The sequence below is a fragment of the Sphingobium chungangianum genome (assembly GCF_977014255.1).
Genome location: NZ_CDRNIV010000002.1, coordinates 661,384 through 681,858, shown reverse-complemented (window position 1 = coordinate 681,858; position 20,475 = coordinate 661,384). Strand labels below are relative to the sequence as shown.

General features: G+C 64.2%; 12 protein-coding genes. 7 read left to right on the top strand and 5 right to left on the bottom strand.

The window, feature by feature from the left end:
- Positions 1-82 precede the first annotated feature (82 nt).
- From ACWNC0_RS03175 to ACWNC0_RS03160, 4 genes are read left to right on the top strand one after another with little or no spacing between them, the layout of a single operon-like run.
- Entirely contained in the window at positions 83-1,432 is a 1,350-nt protein-coding gene (locus ACWNC0_RS03175) for a multiheme c-type cytochrome (RefSeq protein WP_449469536.1), read from the top strand.
- Between the two features lie 47 nt (positions 1,433-1,479).
- Positions 1,480-3,402: a heme-binding protein gene (locus ACWNC0_RS03170; protein WP_449469855.1), complete on the top strand. Its 1,923-nt coding sequence runs from the start codon at positions 1,480-1,482 to the stop codon at positions 3,400-3,402.
- A 2-nt stretch (positions 3,403-3,404) separates the two neighbouring features.
- Positions 3,405-5,243 (top strand): hypothetical protein, encoded by a 1,839-nt coding sequence (locus ACWNC0_RS03165; protein ID WP_449469534.1) that lies wholly within the window; start codon positions 3,405-3,407, stop codon positions 5,241-5,243.
- Positions 5,243-9,211, top strand: coding sequence for a multiheme c-type cytochrome (locus ACWNC0_RS03160; protein ID WP_449469533.1), 3,969 nt, complete (start codon positions 5,243-5,245; stop codon positions 9,209-9,211). The genes ACWNC0_RS03165 and ACWNC0_RS03160 overlap by 1 nt, the downstream gene beginning before the upstream one ends.
- 1,106 nt (positions 9,212-10,317) lie before the next feature.
- On the opposite strand, the gene ACWNC0_RS03155 is transcribed toward ACWNC0_RS03160, so the two are convergent.
- From ACWNC0_RS03155 to ACWNC0_RS03135, 5 genes are read right to left on the bottom strand one after another with little or no spacing between them, the layout of a single operon-like run.
- Positions 10,318-11,166 (bottom strand): metallophosphoesterase, encoded by an 849-nt coding sequence (locus ACWNC0_RS03155; protein ID WP_449469531.1) that lies wholly within the window; start codon positions 11,164-11,166, stop codon positions 10,318-10,320.
- A 16-nt stretch (positions 11,167-11,182) separates the two neighbouring features.
- A complete protein-coding gene (locus tag ACWNC0_RS03150) occupies positions 11,183-12,979 on the bottom strand; it encodes a cytochrome c3 family protein (protein ID WP_449469530.1) in 1,797 nt (598 codons plus the stop codon).
- Positions 12,980-12,984: 5 nt separating this feature from the next.
- The gene (locus ACWNC0_RS03145) at positions 12,985-13,860 is read right to left on the bottom strand and encodes a hypothetical protein (protein ID WP_449469529.1); all 876 of its coding nucleotides are present in this window, start codon (positions 13,858-13,860) and stop codon (positions 12,985-12,987) included.
- Positions 13,860-14,114 (bottom strand): hypothetical protein, encoded by a 255-nt coding sequence (locus tag ACWNC0_RS03140; protein ID WP_449469527.1) that lies wholly within the window; start codon positions 14,112-14,114, stop codon positions 13,860-13,862. The genes ACWNC0_RS03145 and ACWNC0_RS03140 overlap by 1 nt, the downstream gene beginning before the upstream one ends.
- 2 nt (positions 14,115-14,116) lie before the next feature.
- A complete protein-coding gene (locus tag ACWNC0_RS03135) occupies positions 14,117-16,594 on the bottom strand; it encodes a cyclic nucleotide-binding domain-containing protein (protein WP_449469854.1) in 2,478 nt (825 codons plus the stop codon).
- A gap of 189 nt (positions 16,595-16,783) precedes the next feature.
- Here ACWNC0_RS03135 and ACWNC0_RS03130 point away from each other — a divergent pair, with 189 nt between their 5' ends.
- The 3 genes from ACWNC0_RS03130 (at position 16,784) to ACWNC0_RS03120 (ending at position 20,382) form a co-directional block, all read left to right on the top strand.
- A complete protein-coding gene (locus tag ACWNC0_RS03130; RefSeq protein WP_449469525.1) occupies positions 16,784-17,722 on the top strand; it encodes a tetratricopeptide repeat protein in 939 nt (312 codons plus the stop codon).
- A gap of 365 nt (positions 17,723-18,087) precedes the next feature.
- Positions 18,088-19,785, top strand: a complete 1,698-nt coding sequence (locus ACWNC0_RS03125; protein WP_449469524.1) for a ShlB/FhaC/HecB family hemolysin secretion/activation protein — start codon at positions 18,088-18,090, stop codon at positions 19,783-19,785.
- Positions 19,786-19,821: 36 nt separating this feature from the next.
- Entirely contained in the window at positions 19,822-20,382 is a 561-nt protein-coding gene (locus ACWNC0_RS03120) for a 2OG-Fe(II) oxygenase (RefSeq protein ID WP_449469523.1), read from the top strand.
- Positions 20,383-20,475: the final 93 nt, after the last annotated feature.

Here is a 20,475-nt window from a genome sequence, read left to right as displayed (position 1 = left end):
ACGCGGCTAGAGCGGTCGCGCGCAAGGGGGCGTGTGAATGGGGGGCTTCAGGAGCTACGGAGTAAGCAGGCGGGCGGCTGGCATGGTAGTGCTGGGCGCGGCGATGCTGCTCGTTCTGCTGCTGTGCGCCTTGCCGGGCGACGGCCGGGGCGCGGCTGACGCGGCTCCGGTGACGCGCGGCTTTACCGGCGTTGCCTCCTGCGCGGGCTCCACCTGTCACGGGCGGATGGAAGGCGACGGCAAGGTCGTACGTCAGGATGAGCTGATGCGCTGGCAGGAGCCTTCCAGCCCCGGCGGCGCGCATAGTCGCGCTTTTGCGGTGCTGAGCGGCGCGCGCGGGCGGCAGATCGCGGCGACGCTGGGCTTGGGCGATGCGACGGCGGCGCCCGCTTGCCTTGGGTGCCATTCGACTCCGGCGGCGGCAACGGGCGCGCGGGTGCTGGCTAGCGATGGCGTCGGGTGCGAAGCGTGCCACGGCGCGGCGGGCGGATGGATCGCGTCGCACTATGCCGTCGGGGCGAGCCATGCGTCGAACGTCGCGGCGGGGATGATCCCGCTGGACCGGCCGCAGGCGCGGGCGGCTGTCTGCCTCGATTGCCATTTCGGCAGCGAGCGGGCGGGGCAGTTCGTCGATCACCGCATGATGGCGGCTGGCCATCCCCGCGTCTCGTTTGAACTCGACCTCTTCTCTTCCATGCAGGCGCATCACGACGAGGATGCGGATTATGCGCGGCGCAAGGGGCGGACCGACGGTCTGAAATTCTGGGCGGTGGGTCAGCCGATGGCGGTGCAGCGCGCACTGACCCTCTATGCGGGCGCGAAGGGTACGGAAGGGGCTTTCCCGGAATTCTATTTCTTCGACTGCCAGAGCTGCCACCGGCGAATCTATGATCAGGCAGAGCGCAGCAAGACATGGGAAGCGAACCCCGGACGGCCGATCCCGGCGGGCATGCCGCCCTTCAATGACGAGAATATGATCATGCTATCGGCGGCGGCCAAGGTGATCGCCCCAGGCGCGGCGGCCCGGTTCGATGCGGACAGCAGGGCGTTCCATGCCGCCATCGCGCGGGATCGGGGCGCAACTGTCGCAGCAGCAGGCAAGCTGGCGGCCAGCGCCGGGGCGCTGGCGAGTGGCTTTGCGGGGGCAAAGACGAATGGCGACATGGCGTTTGCTATCGTCGGCGAGATTGCGGGTGGAGCCATCAGCCCGCGCTTCACCGATTATGAAGGGTCGGTACAGGCGGTGATGGCGATCGATACGCTGCTGAACAGCATGGTGAAGTCAGGCCGCGTGACTGTGGGCGCAGCGGCAGGCATCCGGGCGGACGTCAACCGCGCCTATGCAGCGGTCAAGGAGCCCAACAGCTATCAACCCGCCACCTTCCGCAGCGCGCTGGGCAGCGCGGCGCGCAGTATCGGAGCATTGCGGTGAGCGGATTGCGGCACAGATTGAGCGCGTTCGCGGCGCTGTCGGCGTTAATGCTGGCGTCCTGCGGCGGTGGCGGCGGCAGCAGTGGCGGAAGCGGCGGGTCGCCCACCCCGACCCCGACGCCCACGCCGACGCGCCTCTATGCCGATCCGGCGCAGGAGGCGCTAACCGTCGCCGATGTGGAGAATGTCGTAGCGCATGCGACCGCTGAGGCGCAGGCGCGGAGCCTGCCAGCGGTCATCGCGGTTACAGACCGAGTCGGTAACGTGCTGGCCGTATTCCGCATGAACGGCGCGCGGGCGAGCGCAACGACCAGCGCGGCGCCTAACGGGCAGAATATCGACGCGCAGAATCTGACCGTCCCGGCCGAGGCTGGCGCGATCAGCAAGGCGATCACGGGAGCTTATCTGTCGAGCGGCGGCAACGCCTTTTCGACGCGCACGGCGAGCATGATCGTGCAGGAACATTTCCCGCCCGCGCCGGGGACGGTGGGGCTGGAGAGCGGGCCGCTGTTCGGCGTGCAGTTCAGCCAGCTGCCCTGTTCGGACCTGTCGGCGCGCTACATGTCGTCGGGTTCACAAGCGATGATCGGGCCGAAGCGGTCGCCGCTGGGGCTGGCGGCCGATCCGGGCGGCTTTCCGCTTTACAAAAATGGCGTGGTCGTCGGCGGCGTTGGGGTAATGGCGGACGGGGTCTATGGGTCCGACGCGAATGTCACCGATACGGATAATGATCCCGAGGAATATATCGCGCTGGCGGGGACGCTGGGGTTCGAGGCGCCGGATAGTATACGCGCCAATCGTATCTTCGTGGACGGCACGTCGCTGCGCTATTCGGACGCCGCTTATGCGGGGTTGATGGCGAGCGGCTCGGCGAGCTTCGCCGCGCTCAATGGCAGCGCCGGGTCGCTGGTTGCGGTGCGCGGCTATTATGGCGATCCTGCGCCGATGGTGCTGGCGGGGGTCGCTTATGGCAGCGAGCTTTCGGGCGTGCGGGCTTCGCGGGTGGCGGAGTTTTCCAATCGTGACGCCTTTGTTCTGACGGATGGGTCGGGCAATAATCGCTTCCCGATCCGGGCGGCGACCGATGCAGGCGATGTCGCGCAGCCGCTGACCGCCGCAGAGGTGACGGCGGTGCTGGAGGAAGCTTTCACCATCATGAGCCGGGCGCGCGCGCAGATCAGGCAGCCGCTCGACAGCCGTGCACAGGTGACGATCAGCGTGGTGGATACGCGGGGCGCAGCGCTGGGGATCGTGCGGTCGCCCGATGCGCCGATCTTTGGCACTGATGTGAGCTTGCAGAAGGCGCGGACGGCAGCGTTTTTCTCGGGCGCGCATGCGGGGCCGGACCTGCTGGCGAGCAGCAGCGCGGATGTTGCGGCCTTTGTGGGGAAGGCGCGGACGTTCATGAATGATCCATCCGCACTGACGGGCACCCATGCCTTTACCGACCGGGCGAATGGCAATCTGTCGCGCCCCTATTTCCCCGATGGCGAAGTGGGGCGTCCCAATGGGCCGTTCTCCCGCCCAATCGCGCAGTTCAATCCTTTCTCGACCGGGCTGCAATCGGCTTTGGTGGTGGGTGATCTGGCCGCGCATCTTGGCTTCGTGACGGGCGCGAGCGCGACCGACACGCCGCAGCGTTGTTCGGCTGTGACAGGCGTGGGCGCGGGCAATCGCATCCAGAACGGCGTCCAGATATTCCCCGGTTCAGTGCCCATCTATCGCGGTAATGTCCTGGTCGGCGCGATCGGCGTGTCGGGCGACGGCATCGATCAGGACGACATGATCAGCTTCCTGGGCGCGCATAATGGCGGGCAGCGCGGCGGCGGCATCGGCAACGCCCCTGCCGCGATCCGGGCGGACCAGATCGTCGTGGACCTAGGCAATGCGTCGGTGCGGCTGCGTTATGTGAACTGTCCCTTTGCGCCGTTCCTCGACAGCGCGTCGCAAAATGTGTGTCAGGGCCTGTAGCGATGGGGCTTGCCGCTTTCCTGCCGCTCTTTGCGCTGGCGCAGCCGGGCGAGCCCGTGCCGCCGCCTCCGCCCGATAATTGGGAAGAGATTTTGAACGCGCCCGAAGCGGGTGCCGATGATCAATCGATCGAGGGCCGCCGCAGGCCCGGCTATGAAACGCCGCTGCCCGAAGCAGTGACGCAGGATAATCCGGGAGCCGTGCGCGCGCCGCCGCCTGAGGCTTTTCCGGTCGATCAGGTGCCCATCCCGGATCGCTGGCGGCTGATTGAATCGCTCGGCGTAGTCAAGGAACGCTGGTTCGACCCCTATGGCCAGAACACGCTGAAGGGCGACCGGCCGATCAACCGCGAGAAGGTCAAGTGGCTGCCGATCAAGGGCGACGACTGGTTCTTCGTCGCCAATGCGGTGAGCGATACGGTGATCGAGCCGCGCACCTTCCCCATTCCCGTCGGCGTCCAGACGACTGAGCGGCCGGGCAGCATCAACGTGTTCGGCAAGGATGCGAGCTATGTGCTGAGCCAGACCTTCATCGGCGGCGTGGCGCTGATCAAGGGATCGACCGCGTTCAAGCCGCCGGAGATCGAATATCGGCTGACGCTGGCCTATAATATCAATCATGTGAACGTGCCCGAGCGACGGGTGCTGTTCGTCGAGCCATCGAAGCCGAGCCACCGGACAGACCATTTTCTGGGGGTGCAGGAAGCCTTCATCGATTACCATCTGGCGAATACGTCGGATCGCTATGACTTCCGCTCGATCCGCGTCGGCATTCAGCCGTTCCAGTCGGATTTTCGCGGTTTCCTGTTCAACGACCAGCAGTTGGGTATCCGGCTGTTCGGCAATCGCGACAATAACCGTTTCCAGTTCAACCTCGCGGCCTTTTGGCGGCTGGAAAAGGATACGAACAGCGGCCTGAACTCCGTCGTGCAGTCGCCGCGCCGCGACTGGGTGTTTCTGGCGAACCTGTACCGGCAGGACTTCCTGATCCCCGGCCTCACCAGCCAGATCACCGCCGTCTATAATATGAACCGCGAGGCCGGGCGGATCGAGATTGATGACAATGGCTTTCCGGTGCGGCCAGCCCTGCTCGGCGACCTGCGCGGGCGGGATTATGATGTCGTTTATCTGGGCTATAATGCCGATGGGCGGGTCGGGCGGATCAACCTCACGGCATCTGTTTACGGCGCGCTGGGGGAGGATCGGAACAGCTTCTTCACCTCGGAACCTGCGCAGATCAGGGCGTTCTTCGCCGCTGCCGAGGCGAGCATCGACAAGGATTGGATGCGTTTCCGCCTGTCGGGACTTTATGCGAGCGGCGATGGCGATCCCTATGACAATCGCGAAAACGGCTTCGACGCGATTTTCGAGAACCCGATCTTTGCAGGCGCCGACACCAGCTATTGGATCAGGCAGACCATCCCCTTTGCGGGCGGTGGGCGCGTCATCGGCATCAATGGGCGCAACGGCATCCTGAACTCCCTGCGCTCCTCGAAGGAGCAGGGCCAGTCGAACTTCAACAATCCGGGCACGATGCTGATCGGCGCGGGGGCGGATTTTGACGTGCTGCCGGAACTGCGGCTGTCGGCCAATGCCAACCATTTGTGGTTTGAGAATACGGCTACCTTGCAGGCTTTGCGCAATGAGGGGAGCATTCCCAAGTCGATCGGCTGGGACCTGTCCACCGCCGCGATCTGGCGGCCAAAGGCTACGCAGAATATCGTGTTTCGCCTGTCGGGCGCGACCCTGCTGCCGGGCGCGGGCTTCCGCGACCTTTTCACCAATAGCGAGCGCAACCGGGAATATTATTCGGTGCTCGGCAACCTGATCCTGAGTTATTGATGCGGCCGTTCTTCGCCTTTCTGTTGCTGATCCTAGCCGCGATGACGGTGCCGGTTGTCATCCTCCACGCCTCGGACGCGGAAAAGCCGGTCGAGCGGATTTACGCCAAGACACCCGCCGCGCCGATGAGCCAGACCGCCGATCAGGTCGCGGCCAAGTCGGATGGCTGCTATAGCTGCCACACCAAGACCGACGAACCGTCGATGCACGCAACCCCGGCCGTAATGCTGGGCTGCGTCGATTGCCACGGCGGCGACGCGACGGTGCGCGGCGATCCCGCCCATGGTTTCGAAGATCCCGCCTATGTCGCGGCGCGGGACAAGGCGCATGTGCTGCCGCGCTATCCGGGAAGCTGGCATTATCCGTCCTCGGCGAACCCAAAACGGACTTACGCCCTGCTCAACCGCGAAGCGCCGGAGTTCGTGCGCTTCGTGAACCCCAGCGACTATCGCGTGGCGCGGGAGGCTTGCGGGTCGTGCCATATGCAGACGATCGAGGCGGCGGAGCGGTCCCTGATGGCGTCGGGCGCGATGCTGTGGGGCGGCGCGGCCTATAATAACGGGATCGTGCCGTTCAAAAATTACATCTTCGGCGAGGCATATACCAAGGATGGCAAGCCCGCGAAGATCGTCTCGCCCGGTTCGCCCCCCGGCACGCTGACGGCCGAGCAGAAGGCGCGCGGCGCGCTGGCCGAACTCTATCCGCTACCCAACTGGCAGGTGACGCCGCCCGGCGACGTGTTCCGCGTGTTCGAGCGGGGCGGGCGCAATATCGCGACGCAATTCCCGGAGATCGGCCTGCCCAATCCCACTGGCGCCATCCAGCGGCTGGAGGAACCGGGACGGCCCGACCTCAAGCAATCAAGCCGGGGGCCGGGGACGGGCCTGCGCGTGGCGATCCCGGTGCTGAACCTGCACAAGACGCGCCTCAACGACCCCTATATGTGGTTCATGGGGACCAATGATCAGCCGGGCGACTATCGCCATTCGGGCTGTTCGGGATGCCATGTCGTCTATGCCAACGACCGCGAGCCGAGGCATAGCCTGACCTATGCGCAATATGGGCGCGACGGGCAGACGGCGACGGTGGACCCGACCATCGCAAACAAGATGGAACATGGCGCGCTGAAGGGTGCCCATGACGAAACGCCGGATCATCCCATCGGCGCGGTCAAGGAAAGCGGGCATCCGATCCGCCACACCTTCACGCGCGCGATCCCGACGGCGCAGTGCATGAATTGCCACATGCACCAGCCCAATATCTTCCTGAACAGCTATCTCGGCTACACCATGTGGGACTATGAATCCGACGCGGCGCTGATGTGGCCGGAGAAGCAGAAATATCCGGACGCAGCCGAGGTTCACAAGACGCTGGAGCGCAATCCGGAAGGGGCCGGGCCGAAGGGTAAATGGGCAGACCTCGATTTCCTGCGCAACGTCTATGACCTCAATGACAAGGCGAAGGACACGCAGTTCGCCGACTATCACGGCCATGGCTGGAACTTCCGTGGCGTGTTCAAGCGCGACCGGGAGGGCAATCTGCTCGATGCGGACGGCAAGATCGTGTCGAACGACGATCCCGAAAAATGGCGGAAGAAGGGCGAAGGCAAGTTCGTCCAGCCCGGCGTCAATCCGGGCAAGTCCGTCCACCTCATGGACATCCACGCCGAAAAGGGCCTGCAATGCGCCGACTGCCATTTCGCGCAGGACAGCCATGGCAACGGCTTCATCTATGGCGAGGTGGCAAACGCGATCGAGATCGGGTGCAAGGATTGCCACGGCACGGCTGACGCCTATCCGACGCTGCTGACCTCGGGACCGGCCGCCCCGCCAAAGGGCACCAACCTGGCGTTGCTGCGCAACCCGGATGGCAAGCGGCGGTTCGAATGGTTCTACGATGCGAGCGGGCGGCGCAAGCTGATCCAGCGGTCGATCGTCGATCCCAGCCTTGAGTGGGAAGTCAGCCTCGTCAAGGATTCGGTGGACGCCGCCAATCCCCACTTCAATGCGAAGGCGGCGCGCGCCAAGCTTATGAGCAAGTCGGGCGCGGAGGATGGCAGCTTCGCCTTCGGCCCCGGCGTGGCCAAGGACGACCGGGCGCATGGCGATGACTCCATGGCCTGCTTCACTTGTCACTTGAGCTGGACGACGAGCTGCGGCGGCTGCCATCTGCCGATCGAGGCGAACTGGAAGACCTCGCTGCACCATTATGACGGGGAGGAGACGCGCAACTTCGCCACCTACAACCCGCAGGTCGCGCGCGACGAGATGTTCCAGCTTGGCAAGCATATGACGACCAAGGGGAATGAGACGGCGCCTGTCCGGTCGACGTCCGCGCTGGTGCTGTCATCGACCAACATCAACCGCGAGCGCATCTATATCCAACAGCCGCCGATTTCGGGCATCGGCTTCTCGTCACAGGCGTTTGCGCCGCACTTCCCGCATACGGTGCGCAAGACCGAGACGAAGACCTGCTCCGACTGCCACCTGTCGGCCAAGGACGACAATAATGCGATCATGTCGCAGCTGATGTTGCTCGGCACGAACTTCGTCAATTTCGTGGGGCTGAATGCGTGGACCGGGCTGGAGGGCGGCTTCGAGGCGATCCGCGTCACCGAATGGGACGAGCCGCAGGCGGTGATCGGGTCCTACCTCCAGAAATATGCCTATCCCGACTATTGGAAGCTGCATGTCGAGCAGAATGGCCGCGAGCTGAAAAACTGGGTCCGGGGCAAGTTCTTCGACAGCAAGGGTTCGGGCGAGACGCAGCCGATCGAGGAATTCCGCAATGTCGTGAAGGGCACGCGCGATCGCGTCGGCTGCCTGCAACTGCGCGGCGAATATATGTATGTGGCCGAAGGGAAGGGCGGCTTCCGCGTCTATGACGTCGCGTCGATCGCGAACAAGGGCTTTTCCGAGCCGATCGTCAGCGGGCCGTTCTCGAAGCTCGGCCACAATACGGGCGTCGTATCGAAAAACGCGACCTGCATGGCGTTGCCGACCAATCAGCCGATCAACCCGCTGCGCAGCACCAAGGAACTGCGCGAGATCAACCAGGAACAGCCCTTCCTGCCGATCTACAGCTATGCGGCGGTGACGGACAGCGTCGAGGGGCTGATCATGGTCAATATCGAGACCATGGCCGATGGCGAGTTCCGCAATAATTTCCTGAAGCGCGCCGTCACCTGGAACCCCGATGGCGTGCTGAACGGCGCGCGACATATCCAGCTCGCCGGGCAAATCGCCTATATCACCGCTGACGTGGGCTTGGTGGTCGTGGACCTTGCCGATCCGCTGCACCCACGCCTCGCCGCCGTCCGCCCGCTCAAGGATGCGCGGGCGAGCGCGATCCAGTTCCGCTACCTCTGGGTCACCGACGCCGACGGGTTGAAACTGTTCGATGTGACGAAGCTCACCGATCCGGTGGCCGTCTCATCCGCAACCGTGCCGCTGAAGGACGCGCGCCGCATCTATCTGGCGCGCACCTATGCCTATGTCGCGGCGAAGGCCGAGGGCTTGGCGATCGTCAACATCACCAATCCCTTGAAGCCCAGCCTCTATGCCAGGGAGACGTTCGGCGGACAGATGACCGACGTGGAGGATGTCATCGTCGGCACCACCAACGCCTCCCTCTTCGCCTATGTCGCGGACGGCCGGAACGGCATGAAGGTGATCCAGCTGACCAGCCCGGCGAGCCAACCCAATTTCTATGGCTTCTCCCCCGCGCCCAAGCCCGAACTGATCGCCTGGGCACGCACGCCCACCCCTGCGGTGGCGCTATCCAAGGGCCTGGACCGCGACCGGGCGGTGGACGAAACGGGCGGCCAGATCGCCGTATTCGGACGCCTCGGATCGCGGCCCTTCACCCGGCCCGAGATGGAGCGGCTATTCCTGACGTCGAAGGGCGTGCCCTACAAGGTCAGCGATGATGTGGACATGAAGGCGTGGCGGCCGCCTTTGCTGCGGTGAGGGGGATGTGCGGCCAGGTCGACCACGGCTGCACGATCTGTGGGTTAGCCTCGCGATAACCGCCAGGGCACCTATGAGCTAAAGAGCGATCCCCACAGTTTCCAGCCCACGCCCAGGGTGAGGCCTATAAGCGCGGTGACAATGAGCACATCGAGCGCTGACAGATCGTCGTCGTTCCGGGCCATTGGCTGGTCTCCTGCTGCCGCCGATCGTGGCGCCGACGACGGCCGCGCGCGAGCCTATCATGTTTCAGGGGCGAAATGCGATGGGGACGATGGAGTATGAGCACCCCACGGCTTATCAATGGGAAGCGCTTATTTCTCTATAATGATGTAGGCAGTTGAATGAGGTGGGGCCGTCCAATGAACCTCCATACTGATATATGAAATCCACGAATTGAGCGACGGTCTTGTGATCTTTCATTATGAAGAGGTCATCGCGCACTATTTCATTATCGGCGGCTGGTCGAAAGTATGTCCGATTTTTCCCGTACAAAACTTTAAATTCACCCACTGAACTATAGTAAGTCCGTCCCGTCATGGGAGGTGTTTGTGCTGCCTCCTTCCGGTAAGCGGCTTGAGCTTGCGAGCGGAATTGCTGCCAGAGAGCTTGATTGTGCACGATCACCTTAACGTTCTCTCTGCATTTTTGCTCATGCTCCTCTACGAGGTCTGAAAATCCCCTAATAATTATTCCCACAACGGCTAACAAAACGACCAATGAGGTAAATTTTTTAAGTTCCGGCATTTGGATAGGCTAACGGGATCACCTTTCGGTATCAAGCATCTGCAACCGCAATGCTGCCGTTCCGTTTCCCACCCCATCAGGACATGCCCCTTCGCACATAGAAAGGGTGGCAGAGGGAGTCGGCGAGCCGCTGCAAAGCAAGGCGAATGTTACTCAAGCCCACCCCCGACCCCTCCCGCCTGCGGGAGGGGAGAAAGTCCGCAATCCGCCCTAACTCCAAAGGTCATGCGGATCGACACGGCCCTCATCAGCCCGTCATCTTGTACAAGGGACGGTATGCCGAAGGGGCGTCCATTCCTCACGCCCTCCCCATCCGGTTGGGCGCAGCGGCCTTGCTCAGATTCTGGCGGACGCCGCCGTCACCCCGGCCGTTCATCCATCAGCATGCGGACCAGCGGCTGCATGCTCGCGTCGAACTTTGCCAGCGTCGCCTGATCGCCCGTCGTTTCGAAATGGGTGACAAGGCCATGCTTCGTCCAGCGGTGAAGCGCATAGGCGGGCGCGTCGGCGATGATCATCGGGCGGTTGTCGGGGGCGTCCGCGTCCATCGGGCGCAGGTCGAGCGCGAGTTGCGGGGCGGTTGAGGAGCAGATGGCGACGGTCGTGTCCTGCCACGGCGCCGTGATGGTACGGTGGAGGTGGCCGCAGAGCAGCGCGGCGATGCTGGGGCGGTTCGCAATGGTGGCGGCGAAGCGCTGGACCCAGGGTTCGTCCGGGTGGGTGTTCATCCATTCGATCCCGGCTTCGACCGGGGGATGATGCAGGACGATGAGGGTGGGCGTTCCGGCATCCTCGTCGAGGCGGGCGCTTAGCCATTCCGCGCGGGCCTCGCAGAAGGCGCCGCCGTGGCGGCCGGGCTCCAGCGTGTCGAGGATCAGGATGCGGCGGTTTTCCAGCGGGATGGCGTAGTGGACGAAGCCGTCCTGCTGCGGAATGTGGGGAAAATGCTGCGCGAAATTGGCGCGGTCGTCATGATTGCCCATGGCTGGCCAGACCGGGAAGGGGCATTGCGCAAAGGCTTCCGCGAGCGCGCGATAACTTTCGGTGTCGCCCCGCTCGGTCAGATCGCCGGTCGCGAGCAGCAGGTCCGGGCGGTTGGGGCCGTCGATCAGAGCGCGCAGCACCTGATCGAGCCGCTGGCGGTTAAGCTCCGCCGGATTGCCGGGGTCGAAGCCAAGATGAATGTCGGTGATCTGGGCGATCAGCATGGTCTTTAGCTCCCCCTTACCCGTCGCGGCCGGTGCGCCGCGGCCTGTCCGCCTGATCCCGTCTGACCGCGCGATCGGCGGGCGTCCATGGCGCGCCGTCGCCGACATGATAGCTGTGGCACATGGCGCAGCCGGACGGCACATCGGCCTTCGCCTTTTCACCGCCATGGCAGGTGCGGCAGCTGTCGATGCCGGGCAGCAGCAATTGGCGCGCGTCATGGCTTTTGGGCGCGGCGTGGCAGCTTTCGCAACTCTCGGTAGCGTGCGCCTTATGATCGAACCAGCCCTTCATCATGTAGCGCATGGGCTGGTTGACGGGCGCGACTTGCCAGCTCGTCCCGCCCCCGGTGACGATGTGGCAGTCATAACAGGCCCCGCCCTTGGAAAAGACCGCGCGGATGGCGTCATCGGCGCGGGAGGGACGATCGGCCGCTGCGCCGAAATAGGCGTGATAGACGCGGCCCTCCGCATAGTCGCCGGGGCGGCGACGGGCCATGCCGCCGAGCGAGAGCGGCGCGGCGGGCGCGGTGGAGCGGTAATAGGCGCGAAGGTCCGCGATCACCTGATCGGGCTGACCATGGCGCAGGGTGCGGACGGTGCCGCCGATCGTCTCGAAAGCGAGGCTGTGGCAGGACTGGCAATCACGCTCCATATCGACGGGCAGGAAGCGCACGCCGTCGGCGGTCGGCCGGTGGCAATCCTTGCAGGCGAGCGCGTCGCCATAGCCCGATTGCGCGCCCAGCGTGCGGGCCATGCGGGCGACGCCGCCGGTCTTTGACAGGTGGACGTCGTGCGGGAATTTGAGACCGCTGTCGTCCATCGGTTTGGCGTCGAGGGAGGCGCGGGTGAAGCTGGGGTGCTTGCCGGGATTATATTGGACGAGCGCGGTGAATTGGGGGTGATCCGTGCCGAAATCGCTGGCGTTGGCGAGCTTGCTGTCCTTCAGCCGATCCTTGAGGCTACCGTGGCAGTCTGTGCAGAACGCCTGTGGCGCGGGCTGCATCGGTCCTGCGCCTTCATGTTCGCGGTGGCAATCGACGCAGGCGCCTTCGGGCGGCTTGCCGAAGGTCGTGGCGACGAGGTTCAGGAACTTGCCGCCAATGCCCGGCTCCGCGCGCGCCATGGCGATGCGGGCGGCGGGGGCGTGGTCATGGACGGACTTGTGGCAGGTCTGGCAGGCGGTATCGCGGACGGACACGAACGCCTTTTGGTGACAGGTTTCGCAGCGGCCTTCGAGCGCGTGGTGGGCCTGGCTCAAGGGGCCGGATGACCATGCGCCATCGCCCTTCACGCTGTAGATGTTGCGCATGTCGTCGGCCGGACGGGTGGCGTAGCTGTAGATGGGAATAGCGAGGAAGCCGATGAGGATAGCGAGCGCCAGCCCCCAGGCGGTGAGGCGTTTGCCCGGCAGCAGGCGCGCCAAGGAGAAGACGCGGGCCTCCTCCTTTTCCTCCGATGCTTCAGACACGGCATCGACGCGGCGGATGGATAGGATGGTCGCTTCGTCCTCGCGCGAAACCGTGATGCGATGGCCGCCGAAGCGCAGTTCCGCGCCCTTGCTGGCATCTATGTCGGCCGAACGGGTGGTGCGGCCTTCGACATCGAAGCCGAGCGTGCCGGTGGCGCGAACGCGGATGGTGCGCGCGTCGACCCGCTCGATCCGCGCGTGATCGGGTTCGAGCGCGAGGTCGGGGAGGTGAATGTCGTTGGTGGACGCGCGGCCCAATGTGAGCTGCGGCTTGGCGAGCGTCGCGCTGCGGACGATCTCGCGACCGTCGGCGGTGAGGCTGATCTGGCGGACTGTGAAGCTCATGGCGCTCACCAGTAGAAAAAGACGCTGACGATATGCGCGGTCAGCGCGGCCAGCAGGGCGAAGGTGGCGGGCACATGGACGTAGAGCCAGATTTCCAGCAGCGCCTTTAGCCGCAGGTGGCGGCGGAGGCGGGCGAGCATCGCCTGCTTGCGTTCGAGCAGGGCATCGACCTTTTCCAGAGGCTCCTTACCCGTATCCGGATGGTCGCCGGTCCAATGGCGGAGCGACGCCTGCGCGGCGGCGGTGGCGCAGCGCGGATAGCGGCCGGACAGGCGGGCGATCAGGCTGCCGCCGAAGGGATCGTCATTAAGGGACTGGCGAACGAGGCTGGCCTGTTCGTGGGGCAGGGGCTGGGCGGCGTCGTGCAGTTGGCGGTCAATGGCTCGGATCGCCTCCAGCATCTGCACCTGCGTCATTTCCGCGCGATTGTTGCTGAGCGCCGTGGGCAGGGTCGCATAGACGATGATGCCGAACAGACCGGAAAGGATCACCAGCATCATCAGCACATAGGCGAGCGTATGAACGTTCCACCCAAGCTGAAAGCCCGTGTGCAGCGTGCCGATGACGACGAGGCTGAGGCCCAGATAGACATGCGCGCTCGTCCATGCCTTGAGCGACCAGCGACCGCGCGTCATGGCGCGCTTGCGCAGGCCCAGCAGGGTGAGCCAGAGAATGAGGCCGACGCCGATGGTGCCGAGCGTGTAGCCGTACCAGCTGCCGCCATTATGATGGGGCGTGACGTCGATCATCAGATAAGTGGCGATGACGAGCAGGCAGAGAAGGCAAGCGATCTTCAGCCAGCGGAAATTGGCGTGGCGCAGGAACCCGTCATGGAGGGTTTCGCCTTTGACGCGGCGGGTGGAGGTAGCGCGTGTGGCCATCAGAGGATGATCACTTTGGTTTGCAGCGTCATCGTATCGAGATTAGCTCTCCTCCGTTCGCCCTGTTTGAGCGAGCCACCCGTCTCGCTCAAATGTCGAAGGGCTTCACTTTTCTTCAAGAGAGTAAAGGGCTTCGACAAGCTCAGCCCGAACGGAGGTAGGGGTAACCAACTCAAGGCGGTTTGCTCTTGTGAAGCGGCTGAAAGATGCGTCCTAGCTTGCGCGAAGAGCAGGGGAAGAATTGAGATGCCCATGCTCAATTCGCCTGCCCATCAAGACGGGCGACGGTCAGGAAATCCTCCGGCGACACGCGAATGGCGGCGCCGGTCGGACAAGCACGCACGCAAGCCGGGCCGCCATCAATGCCCGAACACATGTCGCATTTGATCGCCTTCTTGGGCTTCTCAACCCCCGGTTCGGCATGCTTGTAGCGCCATTTCTTGGACGGCTCACCCGGCCCCGGTCCAGCGCCGAAGAACATCCAGCTGAGCAAACCCGGCTTTTCCGGCGGCACGCTGTCCATGCGGATCACGCCATAGGGGCAGTTGCGCTGGCAATTGCCGCAGCCGATGCAGGTTTCGTCGATGAAGACTTCGCCGTCCGGCCCGCGATGGATCGCGTTGGGCGGGCAGTCGGCCATGCAGTGCGGATGCTCGCAATGGCGGCAGCTCGTCGGCACATGCAGATGCGCGTAGGTGCGCCCCGCCTCCCGGTCGAGGCGCGACAAGCCCTCATGGCTGTCAGCGCACGCCTTTTCGCAATTGTCGCAGCCGACACAGAGATGTTCGTCGATCAGCAGCACGTCGGTCGCCTCGCCGATACCGTTGTCGACCAGGAACTTTGCCGTCTCTGAATACATATCCACGACGGTGGAGAAGCTGTCCTTGCGGCTTTCGATGAAGGCGTTGACGTCCTGCCGCGCGGCCATGTCGCGGCGGGCACGCTCCAGCAAGGCGGGCTTGGCGGCCATCAGCCGGGCGAAGGCGTCGCCGTTCAGCTTGATGACCTCGGACTTCACCGTCGCCTTGACCGTGGCGGTGCGCGGCCCGCCCGCGATCAGCGCCATTTCGCCCACATAGGAGCCGGCGGGGAGGTAGGAGAGGAAGACGTTCTTCCCCCCGATCTTCTTCTCCACGATCATGGAGCCGACCCGGATCACATAGATGTCGTTGCCCAGATCGCCTTCAGTCAGGATCGCCTCGCCCGCCTTGACGGTCTTGATCTCGGCGCCGTCGAGCACTTCGGTAAGGTCGGCAGGGGTCAGCCCCGCGCCGAACATCTGGAGCAATTGCCGCTCGGTCGAAATGCGGGTGATGGCGCGCTTGGCGGGCGGGTTGGACGACATGAGCTTCAGCGCCGCCGTCCGCGACACCTCCACCATGATCGAGTCCGTCCCCGCGCGCACCGTCGAACCCCGGCGGCGGCCGGAAATCAGACCGACTTCGCCGAAGATGCTCCCGGCCTCGATCGCAACCTCGGTCCCCGGCGCAACCTCGACCAGCGCTTGCCCAGCCGCGATGCCGAATAGCGAGGAGCCGGGATCATGCTTCTCGAAAATCACCTCGCCGGAGCGGTAGGCGCGAACCTCGCTGTCCAGCATGAACTCGCGCATCTGGAGCGGCGACAGCCCTTCCAGGATCGATACGTTGGTCCGCAGATATTCCAGCCATTCGGCGACGCTTTTCTGCCCCGGCAGCGCCGCGAATTTGGCGGCCAAAATCGGCTCGTCCGCAGGCTTCAGGTCGCGATTGCCGTTGATATATTCGACAACGTCATAGCCCTGATTCATGCAGTGCTTGATCAGCGGATAGCCCGCCAGCGCGCCGATGACGAAAATGCCGGGCGCGGTGCTTTCGAACACCGGCGACAGCTTGGGGAAGGCCAGCCGATCGTTGCTCGCAAACTCAACGCCGCAGCTTTCGACGAAGGCGCGCGGCGGGGCCGACCCCATGCGGGCGATGATGCGATCGCATTGCACCTTCACCTCGCCATCGCGGCTGTCGAGCGTGATGAAGCCCGGCTCGATCTTCGCCGTGGTCGATTCCGTCATGATCGACAGGCGACCGGCTTCGGCGGCGGTCATCAGCGCTTTGACGTTGGCAGGTTTCGCGCTGGCGAACTCCGTTCCCCGATTCAGGATAGTGACGACATTTCCCTGCGCCTCGTCAGCGGCAAGGCCCATGGCATTCTCAATGCCCGCGTCCCCGGTGCCGACGACGAAGATATGTTCGTCATTATAGTCGGCCGGGTCGTCCAGCTGATATTGCACATGGGGCAGATCCGCGCCCGGAACGCGCATCAGGTTGGGATTGCCCTGCGTCCCTATAGCCATGATCACCGCGTCGGCAATGATCTCCCGACCATCGGTCAGTGTCAGCCGGTATGGTGGGGCGAGCCGCTGGATTTCCTTTGTATCGGTCGAGCCGTCCCGCTTGCGCTCCACGATCTTCTGGACCGATCCGGGGATGGGATCGCCCGTCCCGCTGATCGCCTTCACCTCTGCATTATAAGCGACGTTCAGGCCCTGCGCGGCGGCCTGCTCGTTCCAGCGGCCAAGGATCGCCTCGCGCTTGCCCGCATCGAAATCGCAATCGGACCGCAGCACGAGCTGGCTGGGCGTCGCCATCACATGCTTGCCCTTCTGATATTTGAAGATCGTGTCGGACAGATGGTCCGTCTTTTCGATCAGAAGGTGGGATATGCCCAGCTGCGCCGCGCGCGCGGCCGCGCTCATCCCCGCCGGTCCCGACCCGACGATCGCGATACGCACGCGCTCAGTCACTTATTGCCCCCCTCTTGCGAGATCACCCGCAGCCCCGGCGATGCCCCTGCCGGTTTATCGTGCGCGGATCAAGTCTTTGGGCACTCTATCAATTCCGCTGCGTCACGCTAGAGAGCAGTTGAGATTATCGGGGGTGTGGAAGTGGCGAAGCTGAGCGTGGGGCGCATGGCTCTCATCGGAGCGGCGGGGCTGGCGATCGTTTCGGTCGGCTATAATGTCTGGCGCGACCGGCCGGAAAAGGCGGAGACGGCATCGGCCTCCGCCCCCTTCGCCGCGCCCGGCCAGCAGCCTTCCGATCCGGAAAGCGTCATTCGTGGCTTGCAGGAGCGTGTGGGCGCCAATCCCAATGACGCGGAAGGCTGGCAGATGCTCGGCTGGGCCTATTTCGAAAATGGCCGCCACGCCGACGCGGCGCGCGCCTATCGCCGTGCGGTGAAGCTCGCCCCGAACAACGCGACCTTCTGGTCATCGCTCGGCGAAGCGGTGGTGATGGCAAGCGAGCATGACCCGATGCCAAAGGAAGCCGCCGATGCTTTCGACAAGGCGGTAAAGCTCGACCCCAAGGAGCCACGCGCGAGATACTTCCAGGCGGTGCGCAAGGATTTGGCCAAGGATCATGAGGGCGCGATCCGCGACTGGCTGGCCCTGCTAGCCGACACGCCGCCCGGTGCGCCATGGGAAGCGGACCTGCGCCGTACGATCGAGCAGGTGGGCAAGATCAACGGCATCGAAGTCAAGGAACGGCTGGCAGCGGTAAAGCCCACCGCGCCGCATCCGCCGATCGGCTCGGTCGCGACAGCCGCCATCCCCGGCCCAAGCCGCGAGCAGATGCAGTCGGCGTCGCAGCTTCCCAAGGGCCAGCAGGACGCGATGATAGAGGGCATGGTGTCGGGGCTGGAGGCCAAGCTCAAGGCCAATCCCGGCAATGTCGACGGCTGGATCATGCTGATGCGCAGCCGGATGACGCTCGGCGAAACGGCCAAGGCGCAGGCGGTGTATGAGGCGGCGCGCAAGGCCAATCCGGGGCAGGCCGCAAGGCTGAAGGATGAGGCGCGACTGTTGGGAGTGCCCGGAATCTGATCCCTACATATCTCGTCAACCCAGCTTCCGCCGGGATGACGGAAGTTTGGGAGTGCCGGGCGTTAAATAAATCCTCCCCATCGTCAGATGGGGAGGTGGCAGGCCAACGGCCTGACGGAGGGGAAGGGGCGCGACCTGCGTAATTTCCCTCCTCTCGCCTCCAGCGCGGGGGGCCTGACGTGCGCAACGGCTCGACCGGCCCTACGCCCTTCCCGCTCCACCTCTGGGCCGATCCCGCCAATCTGGTGACAATCGCCGCTTGTCCCGATGGAGAATCGGGCTGAAATGCACCAAATCGGTTCCACTTCGGGGCCAAATCGCAAAGACATTGCTCTAGGCCCTGATGCTGGCAGGCGCCATTTTCCATGGCGTGGGGCGGCATGGGGCAAATGGGTTTCAACAGGGTTCTGGATGAGCTGAAGGCGATTGTGGCGGCGGTGGCGCTCGTCACAATGGCCGCTCCCGCAGCGGCGCAGATCGCCGGGCCGGGAGAGGGTGCCTCTGCGCCAGTGATCGACCGGGATAGGGCTGATCGGGTCGCACCGGGCATTGCCCCTTCCCCTTCCGTAACTGTCGCCGCGCCCGCCCCTGCGGTCGGAACGGTGGGTAACGCGGCCGAAAGCGTCCGGCTGGCGCGGGTGCATTATATGGGCACCTCCCTGCCCATGCCGCTGCTGAACAAGGCGGTGGCTCCGTTGATCGGACGGCCATTGACGCGCGAGACATTGCAGGCGGTGGCGAAGGCGGTAAGCGATGCCTACGCCCGCAGCGACATCGCCTTCTATTCCGTATCCATCCCGGCGCAGGTGCCCGCAGGCGGTCAGTTGATCGTGCGCTTGGTCGAAGGACGGGTGAAGGAATATCGGCTGGCGGGCGTTTCCCCCAGCATGCCGACCCGCCTGATCGATGCGCAGATGCGGCGGCTGAAGCGCGATACGCCGCTGCGCAAGGCGACGCTGGAACGCGCGCTGGGCCTGCTGCGCGACATACCGGGCCAAAGCGTCGAGGCGCGGGTGCGCCAAGGCGGGGGCGAAGGCGATCTGATCCTGCACCTGATAGTCAAGCGGGAGCAGGTGCAGATCGGCATCCTGATCGACAATAGCGCCGTCAACAACGTGATCGACGGCGTGCAGGCGCAATTGTCGGTCACGGCCAATGGGCTACTGCGCGAAGGCGACAGCACTCGGATCGCGGGCTATCTGCCCTTTTACCCGGAGCGCTATCAACTCTTTTCCCTTAGCCACTCCACCCCGATCGGCAGCAATGGCACGACCCTGTCCGCCAACATCGCCCATATGAAAAGCCGCGTGCGCGACCGGCCGATCGAAGGAGAAGCGACGCTGGCGGGGCTGACGATCAGCCACGCGCTGGTCCGCTCCAACAAGACCAACCTGACCGTGAACGCCTCGATCGACGGAATCGACAGCAGCAATTATTTCCTTGATGTCCGATTTGGCGACTATAAATCGCGGGCAGTGCGGCTGGGCGCGTCCTGGTCGCACTCCGACCAGCGGCAGGCGCAGGCTCTGTCGGCGGTCGTCAGCCGGGGCGTGGGCATCTTGGGCGCGCGGGCCTTCACCGGCTTTTCGGAAAAAATCTTCACCAAGGCCAATGTGCAGGCGGTGGCCGTGCGCACCCTGTCGAAGCGCGTCGCCCTGAAACTGAATGCGAAGGCGCAATATTCCCGCGACAGGTTGCCGGTGACAGAGCGCTTTTCATTAGGCGGCAGTGGGGCTGGCATGGCGTTTCCGGTGGGAATCAGGACCGCCGAACAGGCCGTAGCGGGCGGCGCTGAACTCAGCTGGACGCCTGCGCGAACAGGGATTTTGCAGAAGGCAACACTCTTCACCTATGCCGATGGCGCGGTCGCGCATGCGGTCGCGCGTCCCTATTACCGCCTGCCCGCCGAGAATGTCTCGCTCGCATCGGCTGGCGGCGGCGTGCGTGTCGGCATCGGCAGCAAATGGCGAGTGAGCGCGGAAGTGGCCGTGCCGATCAAGCGCATCGCCAGCGCGGATTCGCGCCGGGCGCGCTTCTTCTTCGGCATCGGGCGCGCCTTCTGACCCCATTTTGCGTGTACGCAAAGGAAGGCTGAGATCATGAATAATGTGTGGGAAGTGTGGCCATCAGCGCTGATGGCCGCCGAATGCGACGCTATCGTCAAGCGGGCGGACTTCTATGCCGACCAGTCGGCGACGGTCGGCTTCGCGGACAGCAGCCGGGATGATCAGGCCTATCGATCCTCCATCATCCGCTGGTTTGATCCGTTGCGGGAGAAAGACATTATCGACCGGCTGATGCAATTTGTCGGCGCCTCCAACCGGACCAATTTCGGGGTGGACATCGTCGCGCCCTATGAAGTGCAGTTCACCGAATATCACGCCACCCAGCAGGGCAAATATGACTGGCATCAGGATGTGTGGCTGGAATCAGGCCGCCCGTTCGACCGTAAGCTGTCGGTCGTGGTGCAACTGTCGGAGCCGGAGGAGTATGAAGGTGGCGCGTTCGAATTTTTCTGCGTAGCGCAACCCGGCGCGACCTTCGCGGCGCGGGGAAGTCTGCTGATCTTTCCGTCCTTCCTGCAACATCGGGTGCTGCCGGTAACAGCGGGGGTGCGGCGGAGCTTGGTGACCTGGGTTGAAGGACCACGCTGGCGGTGAGGTTTTCCCTCTCCCCTTCAGGGGTCGGCCAGAGGCACGTGACTCTGGCCGAGGTGCCGAGCGTAGCGAAGGCGGGAGAGGGGACTGAAAGGC

Coding starts and splice junctions, on each gene's coding strand:
- ACWNC0_RS03175 (WP_449469536.1), top strand. CDS start 83: ATGGTAGTGCTGGGCGCGGCGATGCTGCTCGTTCTGCTGCTGTGCGCC.
- ACWNC0_RS03170 (WP_449469855.1), top strand. CDS start 1,480: ATGCTGGCGTCCTGCGGCGGTGGCGGCGGCAGCAGTGGCGGAAGCGGC.
- ACWNC0_RS03165 (WP_449469534.1), top strand. CDS start 3,405: ATGGGGCTTGCCGCTTTCCTGCCGCTCTTTGCGCTGGCGCAGCCGGGC.
- ACWNC0_RS03160 (WP_449469533.1), top strand. CDS start 5,243: ATGCGGCCGTTCTTCGCCTTTCTGTTGCTGATCCTAGCCGCGATGACG.
- ACWNC0_RS03155 (WP_449469531.1), bottom strand. CDS start 11,166: ATGCTGATCGCCCAGATCACCGACATTCATCTTGGCTTCGACCCCGGC.
- ACWNC0_RS03150 (WP_449469530.1), bottom strand. CDS start 12,979: ATGAGCTTCACAGTCCGCCAGATCAGCCTCACCGCCGACGGTCGCGAG.
- ACWNC0_RS03145 (WP_449469529.1), bottom strand. CDS start 13,860: ATGGCCACACGCGCTACCTCCACCCGCCGCGTCAAAGGCGAAACCCTC.
- ACWNC0_RS03140 (WP_449469527.1), bottom strand. CDS start 14,114: ATGGGCATCTCAATTCTTCCCCTGCTCTTCGCGCAAGCTAGGACGCAT.
- ACWNC0_RS03135 (WP_449469854.1), bottom strand. CDS start 16,594: ATGAGCGCGGCCGCGCGCGCGGCGCAGCTGGGCATATCCCACCTTCTG.
- ACWNC0_RS03125 (WP_449469524.1), top strand. CDS start 18,088: ATGGCGTGGGGCGGCATGGGGCAAATGGGTTTCAACAGGGTTCTGGAT.
- ACWNC0_RS03120 (WP_449469523.1), top strand. CDS start 19,822: ATGAATAATGTGTGGGAAGTGTGGCCATCAGCGCTGATGGCCGCCGAA.